This window comes from Streptomyces sp. NBC_00252 (assembly GCF_036187565.1).
In the GTDB taxonomy this organism is placed as follows: domain Bacteria; phylum Actinomycetota; class Actinomycetes; order Streptomycetales; family Streptomycetaceae; genus Streptomyces.
Window position 1 is genome coordinate 203,033 of the sequence record NZ_CP108087.1, and the last position, 24,993, is coordinate 228,025.

At 69.4% G+C, this 24,993-nt stretch carries 26 protein-coding genes and 1 pseudogene; 13 read left to right on the forward strand and 14 right to left on the reverse strand.

The window, feature by feature from the left end:
• Nucleotides 1-29 precede the first annotated feature (29 nt).
• Nucleotides 30-1,058: an aldo/keto reductase gene (locus OHT77_RS00810; protein ID WP_328825929.1), complete on the forward strand. Its 1,029-nt coding sequence runs from the start codon at nt 30-32 to the stop codon at nt 1,056-1,058.
• A complete protein-coding gene (locus tag OHT77_RS00815; RefSeq protein WP_328825930.1) occupies nt 1,049-1,771 on the forward strand; it encodes a FadR/GntR family transcriptional regulator in 723 nt (240 codons plus the stop codon). Before OHT77_RS00810 ends, OHT77_RS00815 begins: the two co-directional genes overlap by 10 nt.
• On the opposite strand, the gene OHT77_RS00820 is transcribed toward OHT77_RS00815, so the two are convergent.
• Nucleotides 1,665-2,474 carry a DUF4118 domain-containing protein gene (locus tag OHT77_RS00820; protein ID WP_328825931.1) on the reverse strand — a complete coding sequence of 270 codons (810 nt, stop codon included), beginning with the start codon at nt 2,472-2,474 and terminating at the stop codon, nt 1,665-1,667. The two genes, OHT77_RS00815 and OHT77_RS00820, sit on opposite strands and share 107 nt — an antisense overlap.
• Before the next feature lie 582 nt (nt 2,475-3,056).
• Between OHT77_RS00820 and OHT77_RS00825 the strand changes: the two genes are divergently transcribed.
• The 3 genes from OHT77_RS00825 (at nt 3,057) to OHT77_RS00835 (ending at nt 6,577) form a co-directional block, all read left to right on the forward strand.
• Complete coding sequence (locus OHT77_RS00825) at nt 3,057-4,748, forward strand: chloride channel protein (protein ID WP_328834111.1); 1,692 nt, start codon at nt 3,057-3,059, stop codon at nt 4,746-4,748.
• A 197-nt stretch (nt 4,749-4,945) separates the two neighbouring features.
• The gene (locus OHT77_RS00830) at nt 4,946-5,719 is read left to right on the forward strand and encodes a DUF4142 domain-containing protein (RefSeq protein WP_328825932.1); all 774 of its coding nucleotides are present in this window, start codon (nt 4,946-4,948) and stop codon (nt 5,717-5,719) included.
• 117 nt (nt 5,720-5,836) lie between these two features.
• Nucleotides 5,837-6,577, forward strand: a complete 741-nt coding sequence (locus OHT77_RS00835; RefSeq protein WP_328825933.1) for a DUF4142 domain-containing protein — start codon at nt 5,837-5,839, stop codon at nt 6,575-6,577.
• Here OHT77_RS00835 and OHT77_RS00840 read toward each other — a convergent pair whose 3' ends face one another.
• The 3 genes from OHT77_RS00840 to OHT77_RS00850 form a co-directional block, all read right to left on the reverse strand.
• Nucleotides 6,578-7,123, reverse strand: coding sequence for a hypothetical protein (locus tag OHT77_RS00840; RefSeq protein ID WP_328825934.1), 546 nt, complete (start codon nt 7,121-7,123; stop codon nt 6,578-6,580).
• Nucleotides 7,124-7,523: 400 nt separating this feature from the next.
• Complete coding sequence (locus OHT77_RS00845; protein WP_328825935.1) at nt 7,524-8,060, reverse strand: MarR family winged helix-turn-helix transcriptional regulator; 537 nt, start codon at nt 8,058-8,060, stop codon at nt 7,524-7,526.
• A gap of 34 nt (nt 8,061-8,094) precedes the next feature.
• Nucleotides 8,095-9,141, reverse strand: a complete 1,047-nt coding sequence (locus OHT77_RS00850) for a PP2C family protein-serine/threonine phosphatase (RefSeq protein WP_328825936.1) — start codon at nt 9,139-9,141, stop codon at nt 8,095-8,097.
• A gap of 172 nt (nt 9,142-9,313) precedes the next feature.
• Between OHT77_RS00850 and OHT77_RS00855 the strand changes: the two genes are divergently transcribed.
• The gene (locus tag OHT77_RS00855) at nt 9,314-9,817 is read left to right on the forward strand and encodes a nitroreductase family deazaflavin-dependent oxidoreductase (protein ID WP_328825937.1); all 504 of its coding nucleotides are present in this window, start codon (nt 9,314-9,316) and stop codon (nt 9,815-9,817) included.
• A gap of 781 nt (nt 9,818-10,598) precedes the next feature.
• Here OHT77_RS00855 and OHT77_RS00860 read toward each other — a convergent pair.
• The 5 genes from OHT77_RS00860 to OHT77_RS00880 form a co-directional block, all read right to left on the reverse strand.
• On the reverse strand, nt 10,599-10,730 hold the full coding sequence (locus tag OHT77_RS00860) for a hypothetical protein (protein ID WP_328825938.1): 132 nt from the start codon (nt 10,728-10,730) through the stop codon (nt 10,599-10,601).
• A gap of 88 nt (nt 10,731-10,818) precedes the next feature.
• Nucleotides 10,819-12,054 (reverse strand): cation:proton antiporter, encoded by a 1,236-nt coding sequence (locus OHT77_RS00865; protein WP_328825940.1) that lies wholly within the window; start codon nt 12,052-12,054, stop codon nt 10,819-10,821.
• Nucleotides 12,055-12,058: 4 nt separating this feature from the next.
• Nucleotides 12,059-12,544, reverse strand: a complete 486-nt coding sequence (locus tag OHT77_RS00870) for a cation:proton antiporter regulatory subunit (RefSeq protein WP_328825941.1) — start codon at nt 12,542-12,544, stop codon at nt 12,059-12,061.
• A gap of 58 nt (nt 12,545-12,602) precedes the next feature.
• Nucleotides 12,603-13,901 (reverse strand): ArsB/NhaD family transporter, encoded by a 1,299-nt coding sequence (locus OHT77_RS00875; RefSeq protein ID WP_328825942.1) that lies wholly within the window; start codon nt 13,899-13,901, stop codon nt 12,603-12,605.
• Nucleotides 13,898-15,151 (reverse strand): cation:proton antiporter, encoded by a 1,254-nt coding sequence (locus OHT77_RS00880; RefSeq protein WP_328825943.1) that lies wholly within the window; start codon nt 15,149-15,151, stop codon nt 13,898-13,900. Before OHT77_RS00880 ends, OHT77_RS00875 begins: the two co-directional genes overlap by 4 nt.
• Before the next feature lie 296 nt (nt 15,152-15,447).
• Between OHT77_RS00880 and OHT77_RS00885 the strand changes: the two genes are divergently transcribed.
• Complete coding sequence (locus tag OHT77_RS00885) at nt 15,448-15,861, forward strand: STAS domain-containing protein (protein ID WP_328825944.1); 414 nt, start codon at nt 15,448-15,450, stop codon at nt 15,859-15,861.
• A gap of 9 nt (nt 15,862-15,870) precedes the next feature.
• Here OHT77_RS00885 and OHT77_RS00890 read toward each other — a convergent pair whose 3' ends face one another.
• Nucleotides 15,871-16,335: a CBS domain-containing protein gene (locus OHT77_RS00890; protein WP_328834112.1), complete on the reverse strand. Its 465-nt coding sequence runs from the start codon at nt 16,333-16,335 to the stop codon at nt 15,871-15,873.
• Between the two features lie 165 nt (nt 16,336-16,500).
• Here OHT77_RS00890 and OHT77_RS00895 point away from each other — a divergent pair.
• Nucleotides 16,501-17,362 (forward strand): IS5 family transposase gene (locus OHT77_RS00895; protein ID WP_443047871.1). Its coding sequence is split into 2 segments (ribosomal slippage): nt 16,501-16,866 and nt 16,868-17,362, totalling 861 coding nucleotides; the frame shifts between segments, so codons are not numbered across the junction.
• Nucleotides 17,363-17,598: 236 nt separating this feature from the next.
• Here OHT77_RS00895 and OHT77_RS00900 read toward each other — a convergent pair.
• On the reverse strand, nt 17,599-18,003 hold the full coding sequence (locus tag OHT77_RS00900) for a hypothetical protein (protein WP_328825945.1): 405 nt from the start codon (nt 18,001-18,003) through the stop codon (nt 17,599-17,601).
• A gap of 239 nt (nt 18,004-18,242) precedes the next feature.
• Here OHT77_RS00900 and OHT77_RS00905 point away from each other — a divergent pair, with 239 nt between their 5' ends.
• A complete protein-coding gene (locus tag OHT77_RS00905; RefSeq protein ID WP_328825946.1) occupies nt 18,243-19,301 on the forward strand; it encodes a PucR family transcriptional regulator in 1,059 nt (352 codons plus the stop codon).
• Between the two features lie 30 nt (nt 19,302-19,331).
• Here OHT77_RS00905 and OHT77_RS44935 read toward each other — a convergent pair.
• A pseudogene (locus OHT77_RS44935) lies at nt 19,332-19,472 on the reverse strand (galactose oxidase-like domain-containing protein); the annotation flags it as partial.
• A 562-nt stretch (nt 19,473-20,034) separates the two neighbouring features.
• On the opposite strand from OHT77_RS44935, the gene OHT77_RS44940 reads away from it, so the two are divergent.
• The 4 genes from OHT77_RS44940 to OHT77_RS00925 all read left to right on the forward strand — a co-directional run bounded on the left by OHT77_RS44940 (nt 20,035) and on the right by OHT77_RS00925 (nt 21,507).
• Nucleotides 20,035-20,166: a hypothetical protein gene (locus tag OHT77_RS44940; protein WP_443047877.1), complete on the forward strand. Its 132-nt coding sequence runs from the start codon at nt 20,035-20,037 to the stop codon at nt 20,164-20,166.
• Between the two features lie 131 nt (nt 20,167-20,297).
• Nucleotides 20,298-20,879, forward strand: a complete 582-nt coding sequence (locus tag OHT77_RS00915; protein ID WP_328825947.1) for an Rv1733c family protein — start codon at nt 20,298-20,300, stop codon at nt 20,877-20,879.
• Between the two features lie 260 nt (nt 20,880-21,139).
• Nucleotides 21,140-21,328 (forward strand): hypothetical protein, encoded by a 189-nt coding sequence (locus tag OHT77_RS00920; protein WP_328825948.1) that lies wholly within the window; start codon nt 21,140-21,142, stop codon nt 21,326-21,328.
• On the forward strand, nt 21,325-21,507 hold the full coding sequence (locus OHT77_RS00925) for a hypothetical protein (RefSeq protein ID WP_328825949.1): 183 nt from the start codon (nt 21,325-21,327) through the stop codon (nt 21,505-21,507). The genes OHT77_RS00920 and OHT77_RS00925 overlap by 4 nt, the downstream gene beginning before the upstream one ends.
• Here the strand turns inward: OHT77_RS00925 and OHT77_RS00930 are convergent.
• Together OHT77_RS00930 and OHT77_RS00935 are read right to left on the reverse strand one after the other, a co-directional pair.
• A complete protein-coding gene (locus OHT77_RS00930; RefSeq protein WP_328825950.1) occupies nt 21,450-22,721 on the reverse strand; it encodes an HAD-IC family P-type ATPase in 1,272 nt (423 codons plus the stop codon). The genes OHT77_RS00925 and OHT77_RS00930 overlap by 58 nt on opposite strands.
• A 517-nt stretch (nt 22,722-23,238) precedes the next feature.
• A complete protein-coding gene (locus tag OHT77_RS00935) occupies nt 23,239-23,754 on the reverse strand; it encodes a DUF2231 domain-containing protein (RefSeq protein WP_328825951.1) in 516 nt (171 codons plus the stop codon).
• Nucleotides 23,755-24,993: the final 1,239 nt, after the last annotated feature.

Sequence of the window (24,993 nt, forward strand, 5' to 3'; positions counted from 1 at the left end):
CCCGCACCCCCAAGTCGCAAGGAGCACAGTTGAGACACCGGACCGCCGGACGCCGACAGATAAGGAACACCGCTGTCGAACTCACCGGCCTCGGCTTCGGGGCCTCCGTCCTGGGCAACCTGTACCGGGTCACCCCGGCCGAGGACGCGAGCGCCGCGGTCGAAGCCGCCTGGGAAGCCGGCATCCGCTACTTCGACACGGCGCCGCACTACGGCCTGGGCCTGTCCGAGCTGCGCCTGGGCACCGCCCTGCGGCAGCGGCCCCGTACCGAATACGTAGTCTCCTCCAAAGTGGGCCGGCTACTGGTCCCCAACGAGCATCCGCGGGGCGTCGACAGCGAGGGCTTCGTCGTACGGGACGATCTGCGCCGCCAGTGGGACTTCAGCCGGGAGGGGGTGCTGCGTTCCATCGAGGCCACGTTGGACAGGATGGGCCTCGACCGCCTGGACGTCGTCTACCTGCACGACCCGGACGACCACTGGGAGCAGGCCGCCGACGAGGCCATGCCCGCTCTGGCGGAACTGCGCGACCAAGGAGTGATCGGCGCGATCGGCGCCGGCATGAACCAGTCGGCCATGCTCGCCCGCTTCCTGCGCGAGACCGACGCCGACGTGGTGATGCTCGCCGGGCGCTACACGCTGCTCGACCAGTCGGCGCTGGACGACGTCCTGCCCGCCGCCGAGGAACTCGGCAAGAGCGTGGTGGCCGTCGGTGTGTTCAACTCGGGGCTGCTCTCCCGCGACCGGCCCAACGAGGGCATGAAGTACGACTATCAGGATGCTCCGCCGCCTCTGGTCGCCCGCGCGCGGGCGATCGCCGACGTCTGCGCGGCACATGGGACGAACCTGCCCAGGGCTGCGATCGCCTTCCCGCACACTCATCCCACTATCATCAACGTCACCCTCGGTATGAGGACTTCGGAACAGGTCAGGCAGAACGTGGAACTCCACCAGCAACACATTCCCGACGGCCTCTGGGACGATCTCCGTACCCAAGGGCTGATCAGGCCGGACGTACCCGGCGCGGGCGCCGGGGCGAGGAGTTCGACGTGTCTCTGACGGACAAGGCCATCAATCAGATCCGTGAGCTTGTCCGCACGGGTGCGCTGCCTCCGGGATCGAAACTCCCCCCAGAAGCAGACCTGGCGGCCCAACTGGGTCTGTCCCGCAACCTCGCGCGTGAGGCGGTCAAGGCACTGGCCGTGGCCCGCGTCCTGGAGGTCCGCCGGGGCGACGGCACCTACGTCACCAGCCTGCAGCCCAGCCTGCTCCTGGAAGGGCTCGGCGGCGCGGTGGAGCTCCTGCAGAGCGACTCGGCCGCCCTGCAGGACCTCATGGAGGTACGTCGGCTCCTCGAACCCGTCGCCACCGCGCTGGCCGCCACCAGGATCTCCGACGACCAGCTGGCCGAAGTCAAATGCCACCTGGACGCCATGCGTGAAGCCCGCGACAACGTCGAACTGCTCAACTCGCACGACGCCGCATTCCACCGCGCCGTAGTCGCCGCGACCGGCAACGAGACCCTGCTCACCCTCCTGGAGAGCGTCTCCGGTCGCACGCTGCGCGCGCGGATCTGGCGCGGTCTGGTCGACGACCAGGCCGCCGGCCGCACCCTCGCCGAGCACAAGGCGATCTACGCGGCCCTCGCCACCCGCGACTGCGCCCTCAGCCAGGCCGCCGCGCTCCTGCACGTGAGCAACACCGAACAGGCTCTGAAGGAGCACCTCCGCTCAAACCAGCCACTCCCCTTCCCACCACCGACGCAGAACTGACGAGCGGCGTCACACGCACGCCCCGACGTGCCTGCAGAGGTGGCGGCGGCGTGCCTGGCTCCGGCTGCATCGTGAACCGGCCGATGTAGCGGCCTCCGACCGAGGCGCGCAGTTCGATCTCCTCACCGGGCCAGCCGTCCTTGTCCAGGTCCCAGTGGGCCCGGGCGACGGTCAGCATGCCGTCCTGTTCCAGACGGGGGTGCCTGCCCAGCAGTGTCCCGTGTTCGAAGCGGCAGCCACGCAGTCCCAGGATCTCGACGAGTTGCAGCCGTACCTGGTCCACGACGGCATACGGCGAGGCTCCGGCCTGGACCATGTTCGCCGTCTCGTGGATCCGCGCCAGATGAGCCGCGTCGGTGATGGTGACCAGCTTCAGGGTGCGGGCGTGGGCGGCCAGTTGGGAGACGGTCACGCCCACCGCCAGCAGCAGGAGCGTGGTGATGATGTCGTCGCTGTCGGCGATGGTGAACCGCTGGTAGGGACGGGTGAGGAAGAAGTCGAACCACGCGGCCGCCGACAGCGCGGTCACCACCCCGGCCGTCCGGCTGCCCAGCGCGGCGACCGCGACGACGACCACCACGAGGATCAGCGCCAGGTTCGCGGACGTCATGTGGGAGCGGACCGGAGCCAGAGCGAGGGCGACGACTAACGGAGCCAGTAGGGCGGCTGCCAGGGCGATCCGGTCGCGTAGGGTGATCCGCATGATCCACCACCTCACGGAAGCGAGGGGCGGCCCATGCCCGAAGAGGCCGCCCATACGGGCGCGACGCGTCACTGCGCCGACGAGGCAAGAATCCCTCTGCCGCTCCTCTCCCGGCCAGCACCGCGCACGATCTTGACGTACTTCTGACGCCGCTCGCCCGAAGCCATCAGGCGACCGGGAATCCTGATGCGCCCCTAACCCCTGAACGACGGGCATTTTGAGGTGACAACGCGAGTGGCGTGCCAGGAAGAGGCCGCGCCATGCGCCATGCGCTGCGACCTCACATAGCTGCCGCCGACAGCTCCGGTGCGGGTCGACGGTCCGACCCACCCGCGCCGACGCGGGCTGACCGCCCACAGAGAGGACAGCGCCCCACGCTCGGCGTTCCCCGGCAGAGCACCACCCGGCTCACCCCTGTGACGTGCACCCTTGACTTGCTTTGCATAATGCAAAGGTATGGAAGGGGAAGCGATGAGTGCCATTCCGGCAGCAAGGGACGAGCAGCACGTGCCCAGCACCGCACCGAGGGGTCTCCCGCCAACACCGAGGATCGCGGGACTGCGTACCGCCCCTTGGGGTCTGATGGCCCTGGCCGTCGTGGTGGGCGCCGGAGCCGGAGCGGGCTCAGTGGTCTTCCGCTGGTGCATCAAGACGTTCACCCGCTTGTTCTCCGGCCATGGCGACTACGCGGCAGCCCCCGGCGCGAGCAATCCGCACGTGCCGTGGCTGGGCCCGTACTTCGTACTCCTGGCGCCGGTGGTAGGTGGTCTGCTGTACGGGCCGCTGGTGAACCGGTTCGCCAAGGAGGCACGCGGGCACGGGGTGCCCGAGGTGATGCTGGCCGTCGCCCAGCGCGGCGGACGGATCAGCCCCAAGGTCGCCGTCGTCAAGACGCTCGCCTCCGCTCTGTGCATCGGCTCGGGTGGTTCGGTGGGCCGGGAGGGGCCGATCGTGCAGATCGGCTCGGCGCTCGGCTCCACCCTGGGCCGGGTGACGAAGGTGACCGAGGGCCGGATGAAGCTGCTGGTCGCATGTGGTGCGGCGGGCGGCATCGCGGCCACCTTCAACGCACCGCTGGCCGGCGTGTTCTTCGCCATGGAGTTGATCCTGGGCACCTTCACCGCGGAGGCGTTCGGTGCCACCGTGCTGGCCAGCGTGACCGCGAGCGTCATCGGACGGGCCGCGTTCGGCAACGCCGCCTTCCTGAGCCTCCCCGACTTCCACGTCGACCACCTCGCCCAGTACGGTCTGTTCGCCGCGCTCGGCGTCGGCGCCGCCGTGGTGGGGGTGGGCTTCTCGCGGTTCCTGTATCTGATCGAGGACGTCTGCGACTGGGTCTGGCGCGGCCCTGAGTGGCTGCGCCCGGCCGTCGGCGGCCTCGCGCTCGGCCTGCTCCTGCTGGCCCTGCCGCAGATGTACGGTGTCGGCTACCCCGTGCTGCAGAAGGCGACCGAGGGCGGTTACGCAGTCGGCTTCCTGTTCATGTTGCTGGCGGGCAAGATGCTTGCGACCAGCCTCACGATCGGGATCGGCGGCTCCGGCGGGGTCTTCGCCCCCAGCCTGTTCATCGGGGCGATGCTCGGCTCGGCGTACGGCATCGGTGTCCACCACCTGCTGCCCCACTCCGCAGGCGCGGTCGGCGCGTACGCACTGGTCGGTATGGGTGCCGTGTTCGCCGGCGCGGCCCGGGCTCCGATCACTGCCGTGGTGATCCTCTTCGAGCTGACGGGCGAGTATTCGATCATCCTGCCGCTGATGCTGGCGATCGTGCTGGCCACCGCCACCAGCCGGCTGCTGTCCCACGACACGATCTACACGCTCAAGCTGCGCCGTCGCGGCATCGATCTGGAGGGCCCCGCGTCCGGCGCCCGGCTCGGTGGGCAGCGGGTCGCCGACGTCATGGAACCGCTGCCCTCGGCCCTGCCCGCGTCCATCGGGCTCGGCGACGCGGCCGACCTGTTGAGTTTCTCCGGCCATGGCGCACTGCCGGTACGGGACGCCTCGGGACGCTACCTCGGCATGGTCACCGCCCAGTCCGTCGCCGAGGCGCTGGCCGAGCAGCCGGACGGAGCGCCCACACAGGTCGGCGAATTCGCCGAACCGCCGGCCTCCGTCACGGCCGACGAGCCGTTGGCCACGGCCCTGCACCACCTGGTGTCCGCGAGCGGCACGGGCGTGCCGGTCTTGGAGGGGGAGAAGGGCGAACCGGTCGGCTGGCTCAGCCACCAGAGTGCGCTGCGCGCCCTGCACTCGACAGCCCCGGCCACCGCGTAGCCGACCGCTCGCGGCTGCCGTTTCCCCGGCCCGCCCCCAGCACTCCGGTGATTGCTTTCGGTCACGGCGTCGGGCATCCATGGCTCCCGGACCCATCAAGAACTTGGCATAGTGCAATCTTTACCTGGAGCAAGGGTTCTCTTTCCGTTGCGGGCCCGTACCTGCCGACGTACCCGCTGTCCGCTCCAGGAGGCACGATGCCCATCTCGCGCAGCACGCTCGGAACCGTCTTCGTGGGCGGAGCCCTGAGCGTCACGCTCGCCGCCCTGGCCTACCCGAGCATGCTCGGCGTCCAGAACGTGTCGACCAACCCGGCGCGCGTGATCGCCAACACCCAGTGGGGTCCGCTCACCGAGGCCGACCGCAACTTCGTGGTCTTCGTGCGCTCCGCCGGACTGTGGGAGGGGCCCTCCGGGGACCTGGCCATGAAGAAGGGGACGACCGCGGCCGTGCGCGAGGCCGGCCGACACCTGGTCATCGGGCACGCCGCCCTCGACGCCTCCTGCCGGAAGATCGCCCCCGAGCTGAACATCACCATCCCCAACCAGCCCACCCCACAGCAGCAGGGCTTCCTGGCGACGTTCCAGTCGGACACGGGCAAGCAGTTCGACACCGACTTCGCCAACACCCTGCGCATCACCCACGGCTCGATCTTCAACACCATCGCCAAGATCCGTTCCACCACCAAGAACACCCTCGTGCGCGCGCTGGCCGACCAGGCCAACGACGTGGTGCTGGACCACATCACCCAGATGGAGAAGACCGGGCTGGTCAACTTCGACCAGGTCAACTTCCAGGAGACGACCCCGCCGAAGCTGCCCGCCAGCCAGGTCACACCACCGGTGCCGCAACCGGGGGCACCCATGGTCGCCCTCACCGTGCCTCCCGGACTGCCGACCGCCGGAGTACCGACCGGCCCGGCGGACCCTGCCGCGACACCCTCACCGTCCGCCTCCCCCACCAGCGGATGACCCCACGCATGTGACGCACGCCACTCGGCAGCATGCAAACTTTACCTAGAGCAATGATCGGATGCTCCAGCCTGTCCGTACCCCCTGGCATACGAGCCGCTCACACCTGGAGGCCGCATGCCCCTCTCCCGCAACACGGCAGGAACCGTCTTCGTGATCGGCGCCCTGGGCCTGACCCTCAGCGCCCTCGCCTACCCCGCGATGCTCGGCGTGCAGAACACCTCCGGCAACCCCTCACGCATCATCGCCAACACCCGCTACGGTCCGCTCACCGAGGCCGACCGCGACTTCGTCGTCAAGGTCCGCTCCGCCGGACTGTGGGAGTACCCCCTGGGCGAACTGGCGCTGAAGAAGGGCTCCACGGAGGAGATGCGGGAAGCCGGCCGGCATCTGATCGTCGGGCATGCCGGCCTCGACGAGCTGTGCCGCAGGATCGCGCCCGAGCTGAACATCACCCTGCCCAACCAGGCCAGCCCTCAGCAGCAGCAGTTCGTGGCAACCTCGGCGGCCCAGTCAGGCACACAGTTCGACTCCACCGCCGCCAACATCATGCGCGTCACCCACGGCCAGATCTTCCCGGCCATCGCCAAGATCCGCGCCACCACCACGAACACCATGGTCCGCGCGCTCGCCGACCTCGCCAACGACACCGTCCTGGACCACATCACCGTGCTGGAGAAGACCGGCGTGGTCAACTTCGACCAGGTCAACTTCCAGCAGAGCACCCCGCCCAAACTCCCCAAGGACCAGGTCACCCCGCCCCCACCGCAGGCCGGCGCACCCCTCATCGCCCTCACCCCCCGCCCCGACCTGAACGTCAACACCACCTCGCCCACACCCAGCCCCACAGCCGCATGATCAACGATGCGTGGTGGCGCCCCGCCCGGGAGACGCCAAGGCGACGGGAGGCACGGAGAGCCGGTAGGAGCGGACGACGGCGATCACGCTCGCGGCCACGAGGGAGACGGCCCACAGGGCCAGGTCACGCAGCGCTCCCGCCATCCCGGCGCCTGCTTCCATTCCGCGCGGGGCCACGTGCCCCTGGGGGTCGTAGACGACGGTGAGTGCGTCTCCTGGACGGGTCGCCTGCCCGCACCCGCGCCAGATGCGCACCGTGAGCGGCGAACCGTCCCGGCGAGCCACCGCGCAGAGGTAACGGCCACGTCCACCAACCGCAGCCGGGCTGCTCTCGATCGACGTCACCACCACCGTCTGCACCCGTCCGCTTTCCATCAGCACGACGCCCGCGGCGGCCTGCGGCGCCTGGAGGGCGAGGCACACACCGAGCAGCGCCACGATGCCGACCAGCGCACGTCCCACCCCCACGACGGACAGGTACAGGGCGAGGGCTGCGGCACACACGAGGCCCGCCTCGCCGCCAGCCAGGGAGGACCCCCCGTCCACGCCCCGAAGAGCGTCCCAGCGATGATCGCGGCGGCACCCAGGACTCCCGCAAGGAGCCCTTCGCCGACCAGCCGGCGGGGCGGCGTCCCGACGAACTCCGCGGGCCCCCACACCGACGTACGCAGATGCGCCATGAGGTGCGACTCGGCAGGTGCCCTGAAACGGCGCCATCCGCGCATTCCCCTGCACCCCTTGTGTCGTTCCCGGTCCGTCGGCGACCGCCCATGGTGCCGCCGCGGCGGCGCGACCGCCCTGCCTCTGACCGGACACGTCCGCCCGGCGCCCGTTGCCGGAATCCGGCAGCGGAGCGCCCCGCCCACCATTTCCTTGCATTATGCAAAAAATGTCGGGCACGGAGAAAAGCCGACCACCCGAAAATGCACGGAAAAGCCGCAAACCGTCACACGTCGTGCGCCAGCGCGCCGTCCACGACCCAGCCGAGCGGGTGCGGCTCCGGGTCGTCCGCGGCGGGGGCCGGGGACTCTCCGCCCGCCTCGTTGAAGGCGTTGAGGGCTTCGACGAGTGCCAGCCGCTGCGTCGGCCGGAGCCGTGCGACGACGGCGGCGATCTCGGTACGGCGCCGGGCGGTGACGTCTTCGACCGTGCGTCGACCCTCCTCGGTGAGCTGCAACATCGTTTCGCGACGGTTGCCGGGGTTGGTCTGCCGGTCGGCCAGACCGGCGGCGATCAGCCTGTCGACCATGCGCATGGCCGTCGAGGGCGCCACCTTGAGCAGCTCGGCGAGCGCGACCAGTTTGGTGGCACCCCGGGTGGACAGCACGACCAGCATCCGGAACTGCGGCAGGGTCACCCCCTCCTCGACAGCGGCGAGCGAGCGCGCGGAGACCGCCACCAGCAGCCGGGACGCGGTCAGCACCGCCCGGGTGACCTCGTCGACATCGTCCATGGCCCCCGCTGGGGTCTCTCGCTCCGGCATGTGTCCTTTCTACCGTGCCGAAGTCGCTGCTCACTCACGTGATGGGAACAGATTTTCCTTCCCCATGACCGTGGTAGCGCAGCAGGAGCATCGCGGCGTCGTCGTGCAGCGGCCCGGCGGCGTGCCGCACCAGGTCCTCGCGCAGGGCCTCCAGAGCACGGTGCGCGTCGGGTTCCTTGAGCAGGTCCGCCCTCTCCCCGAGGGGGTAGAAGGAGCCGCCCGCGTCGCGGGCCTCGCTGACCCCGTCGGTATACAACAGCAGCTCGATCCCCTGTGCACCCAGACCCAGCGGCAGGGCGTACACGGGCGGCTGCGGGAAGTCGACGGCGCCGTCCTGGCGTACGACCATGGGAGCCGGATGACCGTAGTTGAGGAAGACGACCACACCGTCCGGGCCGATCTCCGCGAGGACCGCGGTGACGAACTTCTCGCCCTCCAACTCCCGGGCCACACTGCGCTCCAGACGTTCCCCCAGCCCGACCAGGTCGGCTTCGTCGTGCGCCGCCTCCCTGAAGGCACCGAGCACCACGGCGGCCGTCTCCACCGCGGCCAGCCCCTTGCCCTGCACATCCCCCACGATCACCCGGATCCCGTCCGGCGAGGCAACCATCTCGTACAGGTCACCGCCGATGCGTGCCTCCGCGACCGCCGAGGTGTACGACACCGCCGCCTGCAGCGGACCCGCGGTCCGCGGCACCGGCCGCAGCAGCACCCTCTGGGCCACCTCCGCGATCGACCGCACACTGGCCAGCTCCGCCTCTCTGCGGGAGCGCATCACGGCCGCCGCGATACCGGCGCCGGTCACGCCCGCCACCGACACCATCGCGGTGAAGCCCCTGCGCACCTCGAAGAGCCCGTCGTACAGCCCGAGCCCTACGCACAGGACCAGGGCCACGGAGCCGATCAGCGCCGTACGCCGCCACCCGCCGGCAAGCCCGGAGAACGCCGGCCCCAGCGAGACCAGGGGCAGAAATCCCACTCCCGGACCGGCAACGACGTCCGCAGCGGCCACCACGGCCATCGCCGCCACCGGCATCCAGGACAGCGTCGCTGAATCGGACGCCGTCCCGCCCATGCCCATATCGTCCTCCAGCGGTGCGGCAGCGCGTAAGAGCCGCCTCTTCGTTTCTGACACAGACGCACCTCCCCATCTTTAGACTATGCAAAGGTTTCTGGGGCGAAACAGCCCTCGCCCCGGCCTTTTAGCCGACAGAGGTCGCAAGCCGCCGCGTCCGACCCTCCGGAAGGCGAAGATGTCCCACAGACAGAGCACCCCGCACCGGCCCCAACTTCCCACCGGGTGGCGGCGTTTCGGCGCCCGGCTGCCGATCCTCCTCTTCCGCGGCGGGCTGGGACGGGTCTTCGGCAAGCGGCTGCTCCTGCTGCACCACACCGGCCGCGTCAGCGGACTCGACCGTTGCACTGTCCTCGAAGTGGTGGAGCACGACGCGGCCCACGTCAGCTGGATCGTGGCCGGCTTCGGTCCGATGGCGGACTGGTACCGCAACCTGCACGCTGAGCCGAAGACCGTCATCCAGGTCGGCAACCGCCACCGCGCCGTCACGGCACAATTCCTCACGCCGGACGACGGCGCCGAGATCATGGCGGGCTACGCACAACGGCACCCCCGGACCGCACAACGCCTGTGCACGTTCATGGGGTTGCCCGGCGACGGGAGTGAGGCCGGCTTCCGTGACGCCGGCCGCAGCATCCCCTTCGTGCGCCTGGATGCCGACACCGATCCCCGACTGCCCTGACCCACGGTGCGCTCATCGCCGGGCCGGGAGACCGAACACGGCCAAGCGCCCCGGGATCGGCCCGGGGCGCTGTTCCACGGCAGCCGCTTCCCATACCGCGGCGGCACCCTCTCGGGCGCCGAACAAGACCAGAGTCGCGCATGGCACGGCCGGGGCGGCAGCAGGCGCCCGCCATGTCAGAGTCTCGTAAGACGCAGGCACCCCAGGAGATTGGCGGCAACGCGGCCGGGCCGAGACCTCTACCCGAAGCGCTGGCGAACTGATTTTGCACTGTTCAAGAATCACATCGGGGGCCGAGCCGACGACCGACAAGCAGCCGGCGCCCAGGAGTGACCGGCATTTGTCAGGGGTTTGGGTGGCACACCGGCCGTCGGCGGCCCCGCCATGCAGCCGCGCAGGGCGTGGACATCGCCTTCCGCGGAACCCTCGACCGGCCCTCGGTGAGCGAGTGAGCCGCCTCCAGAGGGAGATGAGAGCCCCACCCTGCGTGCGCCGGTCAACCGGCCATGGCCGCCACGACTAGCGCAACAGCCGCACCGCACAGCAGCACCACAAGCGGCCATGCCGGCCAGCCGCGCCCGGTACGCCTGCGCCACAGCGCACACGCCGCCGCGAACACGACCGTCACACCGCTCAGCTCTCCGTCCCGCCACGCCACCCGCACAGCACCAGGGTCAGCACCCCATACAAGGAGCGCAACGAGGACACCGACGGTCAGCGCACACACCGCTTCCAGCAACCTGCTCATACGGTGCCCTTCTTCTCCGGCGTCCCCGTCAGGTCAGTGCGCGGGCGGAACGGACGCCTCGACCTCGACGGTCTCCGTCTTGTGGCCTTCTACGTCCATGCTGGTGGACCGCACCCGGGGCTCCTTCGCACGGGACAGCCGGGGCGAGTCCCCGACCCGGTCCAAGACGCGGCTCCGCCACACCCTCTCGCGCGGACCCAATTGAGATCCGGACCGCACTCGTACGGGGCCAGGGCGCCGGCCTCCTTGCGTCCTAGCCCACCTCGTACGGCTCCTCGGCAGTGCTCTCCCTGGTGCCTCCCGTGTCCGCCGCAACGGCGGTCTTGTCGCGCCTGCGTCCGGTCAGGCGGGTGGCCAAGGGCTCGGTGTAGCGGGCGGTGAGCGGGCCGACGATGACCAGGATCAGCACATACGCCGTGGCCAGGGGGCCGAGGGAGGGTTCGATGCCGGAGGTGACGGCGAGTCCGGCGATGACGATCGAGAACTCACCCCGGGCGACCAGCGTGCCGCCCGCCCGCCAGCGGCCCTTCGCCGAGATCCCCGCACGCCGGGCCGCCCAGTACCCCGTGGCGATCTTCGTGCCGGCGGTGACCACCGCCAGGGCCAGCGCGGGCAGCAGGACCGGCGGGATGCTCGCCGGGTCGGTGTGCAGGCCGAAGAAGACGAAGAACACGGCGGCGAACAGGTCCCGCAGCGGGGAGAGCAGGCTGTGCGCGCCCTCCGCCGCCTCGCCGGACAGGGCGATGCCGACCAGGAACGCGCCCACGGCCGCGGACACCTGGAGCTGCTGGGCGAGACCGGCCACCAGCAGGGTCAGGCCCAGGACGACCAGCAGCAGCTTCTCCGGGTCGTCGCTGGAGACGAAGCGGGAGATGTGGCGGCCGTAGCGGACCGCGACGAGCAGGACGAGTGCCGCGGCGCCGAGCGCGACGGCCAGGGTGAGGCTGCCGGCCGCGAGGCCCGTGCCGGCCAGCAGGGCCGTGATGATCGGCAGGTAGACGGCCATGGACAGGTCTTCCAGGACCAGGACGCTGAGGATGACCGGGGTCTCGCGGTTACCGAGGCGGCCCAGGTCGCCGAGGACCTTGGCGATGACACCCGAGGAGGAGATCCAGGTGACCCCGGCCAGCACCACCGCGGCGACCGGTCCCCAGCCGAGCAGCAGCGCCATGGCGGCACCGGGCAGAGCGTTGAGGGCGGCGTCGACGAGACCGGCGGTGTACTGGCTCTTGAGGTTGGAGACGAGATCGCTGGCCGAGTACTCCAGGCCGAGCATCAACAGCAGCAGGATGACGCCGATCTCGGCGCCGATGGCGACGAACTCCTCGCTCGTGCCCAGCGGCAGCAGCCCGCCCTCCCCGAAGGCCAGCCCGGCCAGCAGATAGAGCGGTATCGGGGAGGACTGGAAGCGTGCGGCGAACCGGCCCAGCAGTCCCAGGGCCAGGATGATCGCGCCGAACTCGATCAGGAACCTCGCGGACGAATGCACCGGTTCACTCCCGCCCGAGTATCGCCGCGGCCGACTCGACGCCCTCGCGCGTGCCGATCACGATCAGGGTGTCCCCGCCGGCCAGCCGGAAGTCCGGCGTGGGAGACGGGACGGCCTCGGCCCGGCGCAGTACGGCCACGATCGAGACGCCGGTCTCGGTGCGCATCCGGGTCTCGCCCAGCACCCGGCCGTTCCAGTACGAGAGCGCCGACAACTGGACGCGCTCCGCGACCAGTCCCAGTTCGGTGGTGGACAGCAGATTCGGGCTGTGGTGCGAGGGCAACAGGGCGCCGATGAGCGCCGTCGTCTCCCCCGAGGTCAGCCGCACCGACAGGGCGCAGGCGTCCGGATCGTCCGTGCGGTACGCGTTCAGCGTGCGCTCGCCGTCCCGGTGCGCGACCACCGACACACGGCGCCGCTCACGTGTCGTCAGGTCGTAACGGACACCGATCCCCGGCAACGGCGTACTGCTCACGCGTGGAGTACCCATGTGTGTCTCCCTGTCCTCTGCCTCTGTCATCTCTGTCCGATGTCGGTGGTAGCCCTGTTCAGGCCAGTGCGAAGTAGCGCAGCCACACGTAGCCGAGCGAGATGGCCACGGTGACGGCGGTGACGATCAGGCCGTACTTGGTGAACTGCCAGAAGGTGATGGGCTGTCGGTTGCGTTCGGCGATGCCGAGGACGACGACGTTGGCGGAGGCGCCGATGGCGGTGGCGTTGCCGCCGAGGTCGGCGCCGAGGGCGAGGGCCCACCACATGACGTGGTCGCCGGCGCCGCCCATGTTGTGGACCAGGTCGCTGGTGATGGGCGCCATGGTGGCGACGTACGGGATGTTGTCCACAACCCCGGACAGGACCGCGGAAGCACCCAGCATCGTCAAGGACCCGCCGAGTTCGTTCGTGCCGATCGCGTTCGCGAGCGCCTTGGAGGCCTCGTCGATCACACCGGTGTCGATCAGTCCGCCGATCATGATGAACAGGCCCGCGAAGAAGGCGAGCGTGGGCCACTCGACCTCGGACAGGACCTCGCTCGTCTCGGCCGTGGAGACGGCGACGAGCAGCCCGGCGCCGAGGAGCGCGACGATGCTGGGCTCGTAGTGCAGTACTGGGTGCAGGACGAAGCCGGCGACCACCAGGGCCAGGACGATCAGGCCCTGGACCAGCAGGCGCGGGTCCTTGATGGCCTCGCGCTCCTCCAGGGCCATGATCTCGGCGGCGCGGTCCTCGTCGTAGACGAAGGTCTTGCGGAACATCACCCGGCACAACAGGACGAGGACCACCACCAGGACCGCGGACAGCGGGGCGAGGTGGACCAGGAAGTCGTTGAAGGTGATCCCGGCCCGGCTGGCGATGATGATGTTGGGCGGGTCGCCGACCAGGGTCGCGGTGCCGCCGATGTTCGAGGCGAACACTTCGGCGATCAGGAAAGGGGCCGCGGGCAGGGCGAGGCGTTCGCAGACCAGCAGCGTCACCGGGGCGATCAGCAGGACCGTGGTCACGTTGTCGAGCAGGGCGGAGGCGAGGGCCGTGATGACGACGAGCATGGCCATCACCCGGAAGGGTTGGGCGCGGGCCTTCTTCACGGACCAGATGGCCAGGTACTCGAACATGCCGGTCTTCTTCAGCACGCCGACGATCATCATCATGCCCATGAGCAGGAAGATGACGTTCCAGTCGATGCCGGAATCCTCGGAGTAGAACGCCGAGACGTCGTCGGTCGCCCCGATCGCCAGCATCAGGCCCGCGCCGCCCAGGGCGACGGCGACGCGGTGGATCTTCTCGCTGATGATCAGGGCGTACGCACCGGCGAATACGACGATCGCCGCCCAGCTGTGCCAGTCGTTCACGGTCCTCCGGTTGCCGAGAGTGCTTGTGGTGAGGTGCTTGTGGGGGCGTCCGTGTCGCCACTTCCGTCCGGGATGCCTGCCAGGTCCTCGACGTCGAAGGCTCGGGCGATGGGCACGTCCGTCGAGCTGTGGGCGACGATCGAGAAGGCGATGCACACCGCGACCAGCGTGAACGCCTGCTCCGCCTGCGGGATTCCGGACTGCAGGACCAGCAGTCCGTAGACGACCGAGGCGAAGCCCTTCGGGCCGAACCAGGCCGCCACCAGCTTCTCCCGCCGGGAGATGCCCGTGCCGAGCAGGGACAGCAGCAGCGAGGACGGGCGGATCAGGAAGATCGCCAGGACCACCGCCGCGTACCCGCCGAGCGACAGGGCACCGAACAGCTTCGGGGTCAGGAGCGCGCCGAACACGAGAAGCGCCGCGAACTTCGCCAGTTCCGCGAGGGCTTCGCCGAGCGGTTCGAAGGACGTCTTCGCCTCCGGTGAGACGTGGGCGAGGACCGCGCCCGCAGAGAACGCCGCCAGGTAGGGGTTGGCGTGGGTGAGGTGGCAGGCCGCGTACAGGATGATGCCGCTCGCCAGCGGCAGCAGCGGCTGGAGTTTCGCCTCCGCGCCCAGCAGCCGGAACCGCACCAACACATTGACCAGCAGGGGCAGTACGACACCGAAGGTCAGGCCGAGCAGCAGCTCGACCGCGATCTTCCCGGGTGACGCCTCGGCGCTGCCCGCGGTGGGACCGGCGGCGGCGATCAGGAGCAGGACGACGGGGAGGGCGAGTCCGTCGTTGACGCCGCTCTCGACGTTCAGCAACTGCCGCAGCTTGGCAGGGACTTCGGTGCGCCCGACGATCGCCGAGGCGAACACCGGGTCGGTCGGTGCCAGCACGGCGCCCACCAGGAACGATGTCGTCCAGTCCAGGCCCACCAGGAAGTGGGTGACCAGTGCCATGAAGACGAAGGCGAGGGGCATGCCCAGTCCGAGGGCTCGCGCCGGGTTCCTCCAGTGGGCGCGCAGCTTCGGCAGCGAGACGTGCATGCCGTCGGTGAACAGCACCGCGAACAGGGCGAGATCCGCCGTCACGGAGACGATCTGACTGTCGGGGGTGATGTGGATCAGGCCGAGAAAACCGTCGCTGACGAGCGCGCCCCCGGCCAGGAAGAGGAAGGACGTGGACAGCACCGTGCGGGCCGCCAGGCCCGACAACAGCACCGCCACCAGCAACGCGACACCGAACACCGCCACCAGCACCATGCCGACTACCCCGATCGGAAGAGAGAGCGATCCCCTGCTCGCCGACCAGACTTCCCGGCACACCACTGGGAACCTTACCGGTTCTTGACGCGTCTTTAACAGGCCGTTGCCAGGCACCGCAGGATGCACGGTCTTGCCGGTTTCCGGCAAGGAGCAAGGCGCACCGAATGGTGCCGCCCTTCTTGTCGGACACCCCCACCCGCGTGGCTGCCCACGGAACGTACGCCTAGGCTGACGATCAGGTGTGCCGGGAAGTCTGGTCGGCGATCGGCCCTCCTCTGCCCTCGGAGCCCCGCATGCCGCACTCCCCCGCAGGTCACGGACCTCACGAGCGCCACCGCCTACGGGAGGTCGGACACCGTCTACGGAACGCCCTGCTGCACCCGACCGTCAGTGTGATCTCCGACGGGGACCACGTCGTTCTACGCCTCGCGGGGGAAATCACCTCACGCAACGCGAAGAAGGTCGGCGAACGTCTGCGGGAGGCCCTCGATGCCCGTCCCGGTGTCCTCGAAGTCGATCTCGGCCAAGTGACCTACCTCAGCAACGACGGGGGCGCGGCGTTCTTCCGGGCACTGCGGGCGCCACGCCCACACGGCACCCTGGTGACCGTGACGCATGCGAATGCCCGTGCCCGGACCACGCTCACCCAATTGGGCCTGGCTCGCCTCATCGACATCCGTACCGACTCGGACCGGGACGAGCTCTGACCCCGGAAGTCAGCAGGAAGCGGCGGCGAGCAGCCGTTCCAGCAGATGGGAAGCGGTGATAACGCCGAGCAGGCGCACGCCCGCCCCGCCCTTCTCCACGACGGCCACCAACGGGCTGCGCACCTGCGCCATCTGCGCGGCGACCTCCAGCGCGGTGTCGTCGGGCGCGGCGACGGCGGGCGGTGGCGTGCTCTTCGACAGGCAGTCGCGCACCTTACGGCCCGCGAGCGCCTCGCACAGCCGGTCGGCATGGCGCTCGTCGACCACCGCCGCGAGGGTCGGGTCCTCGACGACATAGGCCGGCACCAGGATCTTGACCATCTGGGAGGCGGGCAGGATCGCCTTCGGCGCTCCCCGCTCGTCGACCACCAGCAGCGCGGGGAGTTGCTGTTCGGCCATCAGCCGCGCGGCGTCCAGAGCGTCGCTGTCAAGGCCGACCGTTTCGTACTCCACCGCCAGGTCACGCGCGCGCACGCTCGGCTCCTGTCTCACGCTCGATGCACCGACTGCCGGCCTGTCCGGTCGTCCACCGCAACGGCAGGCTGGTCGTACGAGCACGATACAACCGACGGCTCAGGACGTACGTCCTTCGGACTAGGGTCCGTCTTCAAAGATCATTGAGTGGTGGATCATGGTCGGGTGATACGCCGCCATGAACTCACCGACCTGGAGTGGGAGTTACTTGCTCCTCTCATACCGCGTGCCGCGACGGGACGACCGCGCGTGCCAGACCGGCAGGTCATCAACGGGATGGTCTACAAGATCCGGACCGGGGTCTCCTGGCGTGACCTGCCGGAACGCTACGGGCCGTGGCAGACGGTCTACACCCGCTTTCGCCGCTACGCGTTGGACGGCGTGTTCACCCGGGCACTCCAGCAGATCCAGGCCGACGCGGACGCTGTCGGCGACATCGACTGGCTCGTCCAGATCGACTCCACCATCGTCCGCGCCCACCAACACTCGGCCGCCACCGGCCGAAAAGGGGATCAGCCGGCCGGACGAACCGGACGATCACGCCCTCGGCCGATCCCGAGGCGGACTGACCACCAAAATCCACCTCGCCTGCGACGGCCGCGGCAGGCCCCTGGCCGTCCTGCTGACACCCGGACAACGCCACGACAGCACCTGCGCGCGTCCCCTCCTGGAACGCATTCGCGTCCCGCGTATGGGACTGGGCCGACCCCGTTGCAGACCCGACCAGGTCGTCGCCGACAAGGCTTACAGCTCTCGTGGTTTCCGCGCCTACCTGCGCAAACGCGGAATTGCATGCACCATCCCGGAAAAGACCGACCAGAAGCGTCACCGCCACAATCGCGGCTACCGAGGAGGCCGGCCACCCGCTTTCGACCGCCAGCTCTACCGTCGGCGCAACGTCGTCGAGCGCTGCTTCAACCAGCTCAAGGGCTTCCGCGGCATCGCCACCAGATACGACAAGACCGCCACCTCCTACGAAGCAGCGGTCAATCTCGCGTCATTCCTACTCTGGGCAAGATCCGTTTGAAGACGGACCCTAGCCCGCATCCGCCGTCGGTCCCCGCGAACCAGCACGGCCGTACCGAACGCCACAATCACCAGGGCGGCGGCAAGCGGCGCGAGGTAGTAGGCCATCACCGCTCCTCCCATCCCGCTGCATCCCAGGCGTCCAGGTCAGTGGCGTTCACGGCATACGTCCTTAGGCATGAGGAGGGTTGACGTGCGAGGCACGAGGACGTGGCCCCGGTGCAGGTGGGCTCTGGCTCAGGCGGCGTCGTGGTGCGCAGTCGGCCGGGACGGCCCGCGTTCGTCAGGGAAGTGACGGCTCAGCCGCCGCACGCACCGGCGGGTCAGCCGCCAGGCAACGAGCGGCGCACCGACTGTCGCCACCAGACGCAGCCCCCAGCCGATCGCCCCCGGCGGCGCGAGAACGGCCAGGAGAGCGGTCGCACCGACGCCGAGGACCCAAGCGAGCACCGTGAGCAGAGTGACCGCGACCGCCACCGGCACTCCGCCCATGCCCGAGGCGTCCAGATCGGCGTCCGCGTCGAAGCTGTCCAGGTCCACGAGTCCGACGGCGGGAAGCAGCCAGAAGCACACGGCCACCAGCAGGGCGGCGGTGAACAGGATCATGGGCAGGCCCGCGGCGGCTTCCACAAAGATCCGCATCGCCGGCCCCTCCCCTGCCCACCTCGTACTCCGACGGGGCACCGCTCCCCTCCGGGTTCCGGCCCGGACACCACTTGCCGGTGCCCGGCACCGGAACCATCCGCAGTGCTCCCCACACGCCATGCTGCACGGCCGAGCCCCGCCCCCGCATTGCCGGTTCCCGGCAGCATTCACTAGGGTCTGCATGCCGGTGAGCCGCTAAGAAACCATCACCGATGCATCAAGATCGCGGGGGCCACATGACGAACCGAAGGATTCCCGACCACTACCTGGACGGCTACGCCCAGATCCTCACCGGGGTCTCGGCCACCGGCCGGCGCCTCACCCGGGAGGAGATCGAGTCCCGGCGCACCCTGGGGGAACAGGCCGCCGACGCCGGCCACGGGCTGCGCGACCTCGTCAGCGCACACCTGGCCGCCGCGCGCCTCGCCTGGCCCCGCGCCTCCGGCTCGACCGACATCGCACTCGCCGCCGTAAAGCAGGCGATAGACGCCTTCGCCGAGGGCTACGAACGCGCCCAGCGACTCGCCGTACGACAGGAGGAGGCCGCCCGGCGGGAGTTCATCGACGACCTCCTCTACGGCCGCAGCGACCTGGGCCGCCTCGCCGAACGTGCCGAGCGCTTCGGCCTGCGTCTGTCCCACGCCCATGCGGTCGCCGTCGCCCAGGGCCCGGCCGCCTACGACGAGGGCGACCAGGTACCCCGGCAGGTGGAGCGCGCACTCATGGCCCGCTTCGGCGACCGCAGCATCCTGCTCACCACCAAGGACGGCCGCCTGCTGTGTGTCGCCCCCGGCCACCAGGGCGAGGTCCTCGCCCACTTCGCCAAGCAGGTGTACGCCGCCACCGACGGCTGTCGCGTCGCCGTCGGACGTCCGCAACCGGGCGCCGGCGGGGTCGTGCAGTCGTACGAGGAGGCGCTGAACGCCCTCGACCTGGCCGAGCGTCTCGGCCTCGAAGGGCCGGTGCTGCGCGCCGCCGACCTTCTCGTCTACCCGGTACTGACCCGCGACCGGCAAGCGATGGCCGACCTCGTCCTCGACACCCTCGGACCACTCACCACGGCCCGCGGCGGCGCCGAGCCTCTCCTCGACACTCTCACCACCTATTTCGATTCCGGCTGCGTGGCCGCCGAGGCCGCCCGCCGCCTGACGCTGAGCGTGCGCGCCCTGACATACCGCCTGGAACGCATCCACAAGCTCACCGGTGCCGACCCGGCCGACCCCGCCCACCGCTACATGCTCCAGACCGCGGTGATCGGCGCCCGTCTGCTGGACTGGCCCGCTCAGGAGCTCTGAGGGCGATCCGGGCAGGCGGCACCGGCGTTCTCACGGCACTCGCACCCACAACGCCTTGGACAGCGTCCCCTGGTCGTCGGTCACGAAGGCCATGTACCAGCCGACCGGGACGAGGTTGCGGTTGCGATTGCCGGGAACAGTCGCACCGTCTTGATCACCGACCCGTACTTGCTGGTGAAGGTCGCGTTTGCGCCGAGCTTGACGGTGCTCGGCCCGCTCGTGAGTGACGGCCGCGTATCCCGGTAGAGGTAACGCGGCGTGTAGATCTCCAGCTCGGCGAAGAGCGAGTCGCCGCCGAACGTGATCACCCGTCCGTCAGGGAGCAGGATCGATCCGGAGTGGTAGTTACGCCCGACCTCGGGGTCGGCGACCCGGCGCATCATGCTGGTCTTCGCGTCGTAGATGCGGGCCTGGAGGATGCTCTGCGAGGACGGGTCCCGGTACTCCTGGGAGCCGCCGGTGATCAGGATGGTGTCGTCGGGCAGGACCGACAGTTCCGAGTAGCGGGTGCCCTTCTCCAGCTCGGGCCCGTCCACGAAGTGCGGGTTGGTCGCCGTGAGGTCGACGATCTGGGTCTTGTTCGACGACTTCGTTCGAGTCGAACTGCCAGATGCCCGGGGTTCGGCCGACGTCGGCAGGTCCGTAGCCGACGAACTGGCGGATCTTCCCGCTGTACTTCCAGGTCCTGGTCTTCGGGTCGTAGATCTCGCTCTTGCCCGGCACGATCTGGCCGATGTCGTCCAGGCCGGACAGGGCCGGCACCCGCCCGGCGGCGAGCCGGGTCAGGGTCGGGTACCAGCGCGCCTCGTTCATCGGGGCGACCTTGGTGAACTTCTCGGTGTACGGGTTGAACTCGTACACCTGACGGATGCCCTGAAAGCAGGTGACAGATGCGACCGCCCACCCCAGACGTGAAGTGCTCCAGGACGTCCGCGGGAGGACACTGGGATGGGAAACGGGGGCGGGAGCGGCGGTACGCACGAGGGGGTGTCGACCATGGCAGGAACCCGAGTCGGCAGGCTCTGGACCTGGCGCTGGCGCCGGAGTCCGCTCAGGCGCCGCAGTGACCTCGTCGAAGCCTGGATCGTCCTCGCGGCGTGGCTGATCGCGCTGGCCGGGAGCCTCCTCGCGGGGCTGACGACAGCGGACGCGGTGAAACGAGGGCTCGACCAGCAGCGAACGGAACGCCGCCCGATCACGGCGGTCCTGACCGAGAAGGCAGACGGCAGCACGTCGGCACAGGCCGTGGACAACAGCCACGTATGGGCCGGTGTGCGCTGGACCGCTCCAGACGGTTCATCGCACACCGGCCGTACGGAGGTACGTCCCAGCACACCGAAGGGCACCCAGGTCACGATCTGGACCGACCGGCAGGGGCAACTCGTGTCGAAGCCGCTCACACCCGGGGACGCGGAGTTCCAGGCGGACTGGACGGGCGCGCTGGCCGCGGCGGGCGCGGCCGGTGTTGTGTTCGGCGGCGCTCAGCTCGCCCGCGCCGGGCTGGAGCGGCGACGTCTGAGGGAATGGGAGGAGGAGTGGATGCGCGTCGACACCCGCCGGGGCGGGAGGACCGGATGACGCAACGCAGAACCCCTCAACTCCTCAGCTCTTCAACGCCACTTGGGTGGAGCCCGTTGGGCGGAACGCACCCCCGGAGCCGAAGAGTGCGGTGCGATGCGACTGGCCGACCGCTGCCGGGACCAACGACTCCGAATAGTGGCAGGATGCAAAGGTGGGCGGGAAAACGCGTCCCCAGCGAGAAACGCGCACCGAAGGCGGGACACCGGGACGTGTCCGCCCGGCCACTTACATCGTGCCGCTCAACGGGGGTCGGTCGTATGACGCTCAGCGCCCTCGGCGATCCTAAGGGACTCGACCTGATCACCCTGGACCCGGCATACCACCTCATCCGCCCTCTGATCCGCCGAGCCCCCGAGGGACTCGCCCTCTGCACCGTCCTGGTCCGCGGCGCTACAGAACTGGAAGCGATCCGCAAGGAGTTGCGCCGAATCAAAAATCTGCCATGAGGAAGACCGCCGACCTCCTTCGTGACGAACTCCCCACTGGGATAGCGCAGTTGAGCCGCGGACTGGTCGAGTTCCGCTACGAACCCCGCGGCCCGGCCACCGTCGTGATCTTCTACGGCGGTCACCTGCGCGCCGGACTCTCCCTGGGCGAAGAGGTGTTCACCGTTGATCTGGAGTGACCGGACGGCCGAGGGCGACGGCCAGCTCCAGCAGGGCGAGTTCCGTGGGGTCCCCCCTTCGCCTCAGCCGTGGCGCTCCCGGGCAGTTCGGCGTTGGTGCAGGCAGCGGCGGAGCGCACGACGAGGTCGGTCTGTGCTGTCGGTACCTGTGGGTCCGCGGAGCCCTCAGATATCCAGAGGGAGGTGACACGCATGTGGTTCTCGGTCAGGGTGCCGGTCTTGTCAGTGCAGATCACCGTCGTCGAGCCCAGCGTCTCCACGGCGCTGAGGCGCTTGACGACGGCGCCCCGTCCGGCCAACTCCCTTACGCCTACGGCCAAGGTGATGGTGGGCAGCAGGCCCTCAGGCACGTTGGCCACCAGCAGACCGATCGCGAAGCTGATCGCCGCGCTCCAGCCCAGTCCGGCCAGCAGACCCAGGGGCAGGAAACCGATCCCCACGCCGACGGCGACCACGGCGATCAGCCAGGCGACCCGCTTCACCTGGTGCTCCAGCGGGCTGTCCTCCCGCGTCACGCGCGCGGTGAGAGCGGCGATGCGGCCCAGTTCGGAGTGCATCCCCGTCGCGGTGACCACCGCGACGGCCTCTCCGCCGGTGCACACCGTCCCGCTGAACAGGACGTCGCGTGCCTGGAGGAGGGGAACGTCGGTGTCCATCGCCTCGGCGGAGCGGGCGACCGACTCGGACTCCCCGGTGAGGGTGGAGATGTCGACCTGCACGGCACCGCTGAGCAGCCGAGCGTCGGCACAGATGCTGTCGCCCTCCGCCACGACCATCACATCACCCGGGACCAGGGCTGCGGCCTCCGCCTGTCGCGGGTGACCGTCACGCAGTACCCGGGTGTGGGCAGGAAGGAAAGCCGCGAGTGCCTCCACGGCCCGTTCCGCCTGTATCTCCTGAAAGAACGCGAAGGCCGCGTTGAGCACGATCACCGCCGTGATCGCCACCGCCAGGGTGGGGCTCCCGCTGCCCCACGCCAGCACCGCGGCCACCGCAAGGACCAGCGCCAACGGATGAGTGAACTGCCTCGCAAGTTCGGCGGGCCACCGGGTCCCGCTACGGCGGACCAGCTCGTTCGGCCCGTAGGCCTGCAGTCTCCGCGCCGCCTCCCGCTCCGACAGTCCCCCGGCCGAAGTGCGCAGGTGCTGCAGCAACAGGGTCAGCGACTCCAGCGGATCGCCAAGCCGCGGCGCGACCCCGTCGCGTTCGGCCACGGGCTCACGTACGACACGCTCAGGGACCACTGGACCCACCGCCTCCGGGAACTGGCAGCACGCCACGCTCCAGCCGTCGAAGATGTTCCTCCTCGGCCCGATCAGCGCATGCTGCTGATGTACCGCAGCTCGTGGCATCTGCCCTACGGGCCGCGCTGTCCGTCCCATTCACATGCAGGACCCACCACGCCAGAGAGGGGCCACTCGGTCAAAGGAGGATACCGGTTCCGTCGTGATCACCGAGACCGGACACCTTGGTCGCCGACAGCATCGCCGACCGCGTGATCGCCAGCTTCCGTGCGGACCACACCCAGAACGCCCGGGACACCCATGCTACGGCCTGGGGGCTTCATGCCGTGTCGACCCCGGAGGGGAGCATCCCTCCCGCCGGGATCAGCTGAACTTCGTCAGCTGTCCCCTGGCACGTCGGGGACCGTTCGGCCCGAGCAGAGACGTACGCGATAAAGACTCGCGACGCCGGTCCGGAGGCGCCCGGCCCAATGACGGCCTCGTCATGTCAACCGCCGTTCTGCTTGGCCGTCTTGGAGTAGTTGTCCTTCCAGGCCGCCTTGGCTCCCGAGTCGCCGATCCGGTAGACGTCCACCACGGCGCCGACCGCGACAGCGAGAGAAAGAGCCACGACCGCGCCCCGAACCAGTACCGAGGGCGACCATGAGACCCCCGCCGCGCCGTCCGCGGCGGGGGCCGATCGGCGAGCCGTCCACCAAACGACGGCCGAGATCACGAAGAGGCCCAGAGCCCACGGGAGCAGGCCGTCGCCGAGTTCGGCGTGCTTGCGCACCAGCGGGTTGCTGCCGACGTGCTGTTCCAACCATTCCCCCGCGTGGGTGGCCACTGGCACGCTGGCCAAGGTCACGAGCGCGAGGATCGGCAGCAGCAGACCGAGTCGGCGGGCACCTGCGGGCCAGGCCGCGCACACCACGAGTGCCAGGGCACTCAGGGGCACGAGCACGATGACGAAATGCACGAACAGGACGTGCGCGGGCAGTCCGTTGACGACAGTGAGGCTCATGAGGGCTTTCTCCATGGGGGGTTGGCCGGACAGTTGACGCTGCGGGGGCCTCGGCACGCTTTCACAGGGACTTCTCAGTTACCTCTGAGTCTCGTCCGAATCACTGCCCCATGGACGTGAAGGATGACAGCGCCGTCGGTGGCTTCCTGGAGCAGGGCTCCGACGGTGGCGTGTCGGAGCCCGCGTGAGTCGTACACCGAGGTTGCCCATGCGCAAGCAAGCTGAGCGGAACATGTCCAGCCCACCATTGAGTGGTGTGCATCGTGAAGTGGAAGGTCAAGGGCCTGGTGTGATTCCGTGCCCCGGTGCTCGTGCTGGTCACGCGCGGCAATCTGCCGTGTAGATCGTCGGGCAGGGAGGTCTTCGTGGGTTCTGGCCCGTTCCAGCCCGCGATGCTCCTACGTACCTTCATCCGCCGACTGTCCCGGGCCAACCACCTCAAACCCAGCTACCTGCGCGGATGCCTCGTCGGCCGACCCGACGACAAACGTGGGAAACGACCACACGCTGACCAACTCGCCGCAGTCACCGGTCGCCAACAAGACGTGCTAGAACGGGTGCTGGCCGATCTGGTGAGAGGGAAACGTGCGAGGCCGGCCCCGGACAAGCCCAAGCGGCATGTCACCGTCAGCGGGGAAAGCCCGCGCTCTTCGCGGCGATCCGCCGGGACGCCCAAGCAGGAGAGCAGTCCATCAGGAGACTGGCGGCGAAGCATCATGTGAGCCCATACAGGTCCGCCAGGCCCTCGCCTCACCAACTCCTCCACCGCGCAAGTAACGCGCGGCCATCCAGGGCCGGACCAAAGGACGTGTCGGCGCTGCCATCGATGTCATCCTCGACGAGTACGCAGCCACGCATGCCGGCCAACTTCCCACGGTCGGGCTGGTCTGGGAGAGGCTGCTGGACGAACATGACGCCAGCGTGTCCTGCGGCACCGTTCACCGCTACATGTCTGCTCATCCACTCAGGAATCCGGACACATTGACCAGGCGCCCCGAGCACAGCGCGGGAAACTACCTCGCCGCCACTTAGCAGACCTTCCGCACGAACGTGCTCACAAACAGGCGCTGCGCATCGGGGGTGCTCGGCACCCACTCCAACGCTTTTGATGGCGAACCCGTACTTCTCGTTGCGCCACCGACGGGATGGGCCACCATAGAAGCGGACGGCTCCCCCGGCGCGCACCTTCCAGTCCGGAAGGCCGCGCGGCCCCTTGTGCTCAAGAACCGCCGAAGGGGA

What these genes read in the sequence shown, in the direction of transcription:
- OHT77_RS00925 (WP_328825949.1), top strand. Translation starts at nt 21,325, where the DNA reads ATGAGGAAGACCGCCGACCTCCTTCGTGACGAACTCCCCACTGGGATA.
- OHT77_RS00880 (WP_328825943.1), bottom strand. Translation starts at nt 15,151, where the DNA reads ATGGTGCTGGTGGCGGTGTTCGGTGTCGCGTTGCTGGTGGCGGTGCTG.
- OHT77_RS00830 (WP_328825932.1), top strand. Translation starts at nt 4,946, where the DNA reads ATGCCCATCTCGCGCAGCACGCTCGGAACCGTCTTCGTGGGCGGAGCC.
- OHT77_RS00920 (WP_328825948.1), top strand. Translation starts at nt 21,140, where the DNA reads ATGACGCTCAGCGCCCTCGGCGATCCTAAGGGACTCGACCTGATCACC.
- OHT77_RS00850 (WP_328825936.1), bottom strand. Translation starts at nt 9,141, where the DNA reads ATGGGCATGGGCGGGACGGCGTCCGATTCAGCGACGCTGTCCTGGATG.
- OHT77_RS00835 (WP_328825933.1), top strand. Translation starts at nt 5,837, where the DNA reads ATGCCCCTCTCCCGCAACACGGCAGGAACCGTCTTCGTGATCGGCGCC.
- OHT77_RS44940 (WP_443047877.1), top strand. Translation starts at nt 20,035, where the DNA reads ATGTCGTCCAGGCCGGACAGGGCCGGCACCCGCCCGGCGGCGAGCCGG.
- OHT77_RS00915 (WP_328825947.1), top strand. Translation starts at nt 20,298, where the DNA reads ATGGCAGGAACCCGAGTCGGCAGGCTCTGGACCTGGCGCTGGCGCCGG.
- OHT77_RS00870 (WP_328825941.1), bottom strand. Translation starts at nt 12,544, where the DNA reads ATGGGTACTCCACGCGTGAGCAGTACGCCGTTGCCGGGGATCGGTGTC.
- OHT77_RS00885 (WP_328825944.1), top strand. Translation starts at nt 15,448, where the DNA reads ATGCCGCACTCCCCCGCAGGTCACGGACCTCACGAGCGCCACCGCCTA.
- OHT77_RS00900 (WP_328825945.1), bottom strand. Translation starts at nt 18,003, where the DNA reads ATGCGGATCTTTGTGGAAGCCGCCGCGGGCCTGCCCATGATCCTGTTC.
- OHT77_RS00820 (WP_328825931.1), bottom strand. Translation starts at nt 2,474, where the DNA reads ATGCGGATCACCCTACGCGACCGGATCGCCCTGGCAGCCGCCCTACTG.
- OHT77_RS00845 (WP_328825935.1), bottom strand. Translation starts at nt 8,060, where the DNA reads ATGCCGGAGCGAGAGACCCCAGCGGGGGCCATGGACGATGTCGACGAG.
- OHT77_RS00825 (WP_328834111.1), top strand. Translation starts at nt 3,057, where the DNA reads ATGGCCCTGGCCGTCGTGGTGGGCGCCGGAGCCGGAGCGGGCTCAGTG.
- OHT77_RS00935 (WP_328825951.1), bottom strand. Translation starts at nt 23,754, where the DNA reads ATGAGCCTCACTGTCGTCAACGGACTGCCCGCGCACGTCCTGTTCGTG.
- OHT77_RS00855 (WP_328825937.1), top strand. Translation starts at nt 9,314, where the DNA reads ATGTCCCACAGACAGAGCACCCCGCACCGGCCCCAACTTCCCACCGGG.
- OHT77_RS00905 (WP_328825946.1), top strand. Translation starts at nt 18,243, where the DNA reads ATGACGAACCGAAGGATTCCCGACCACTACCTGGACGGCTACGCCCAG.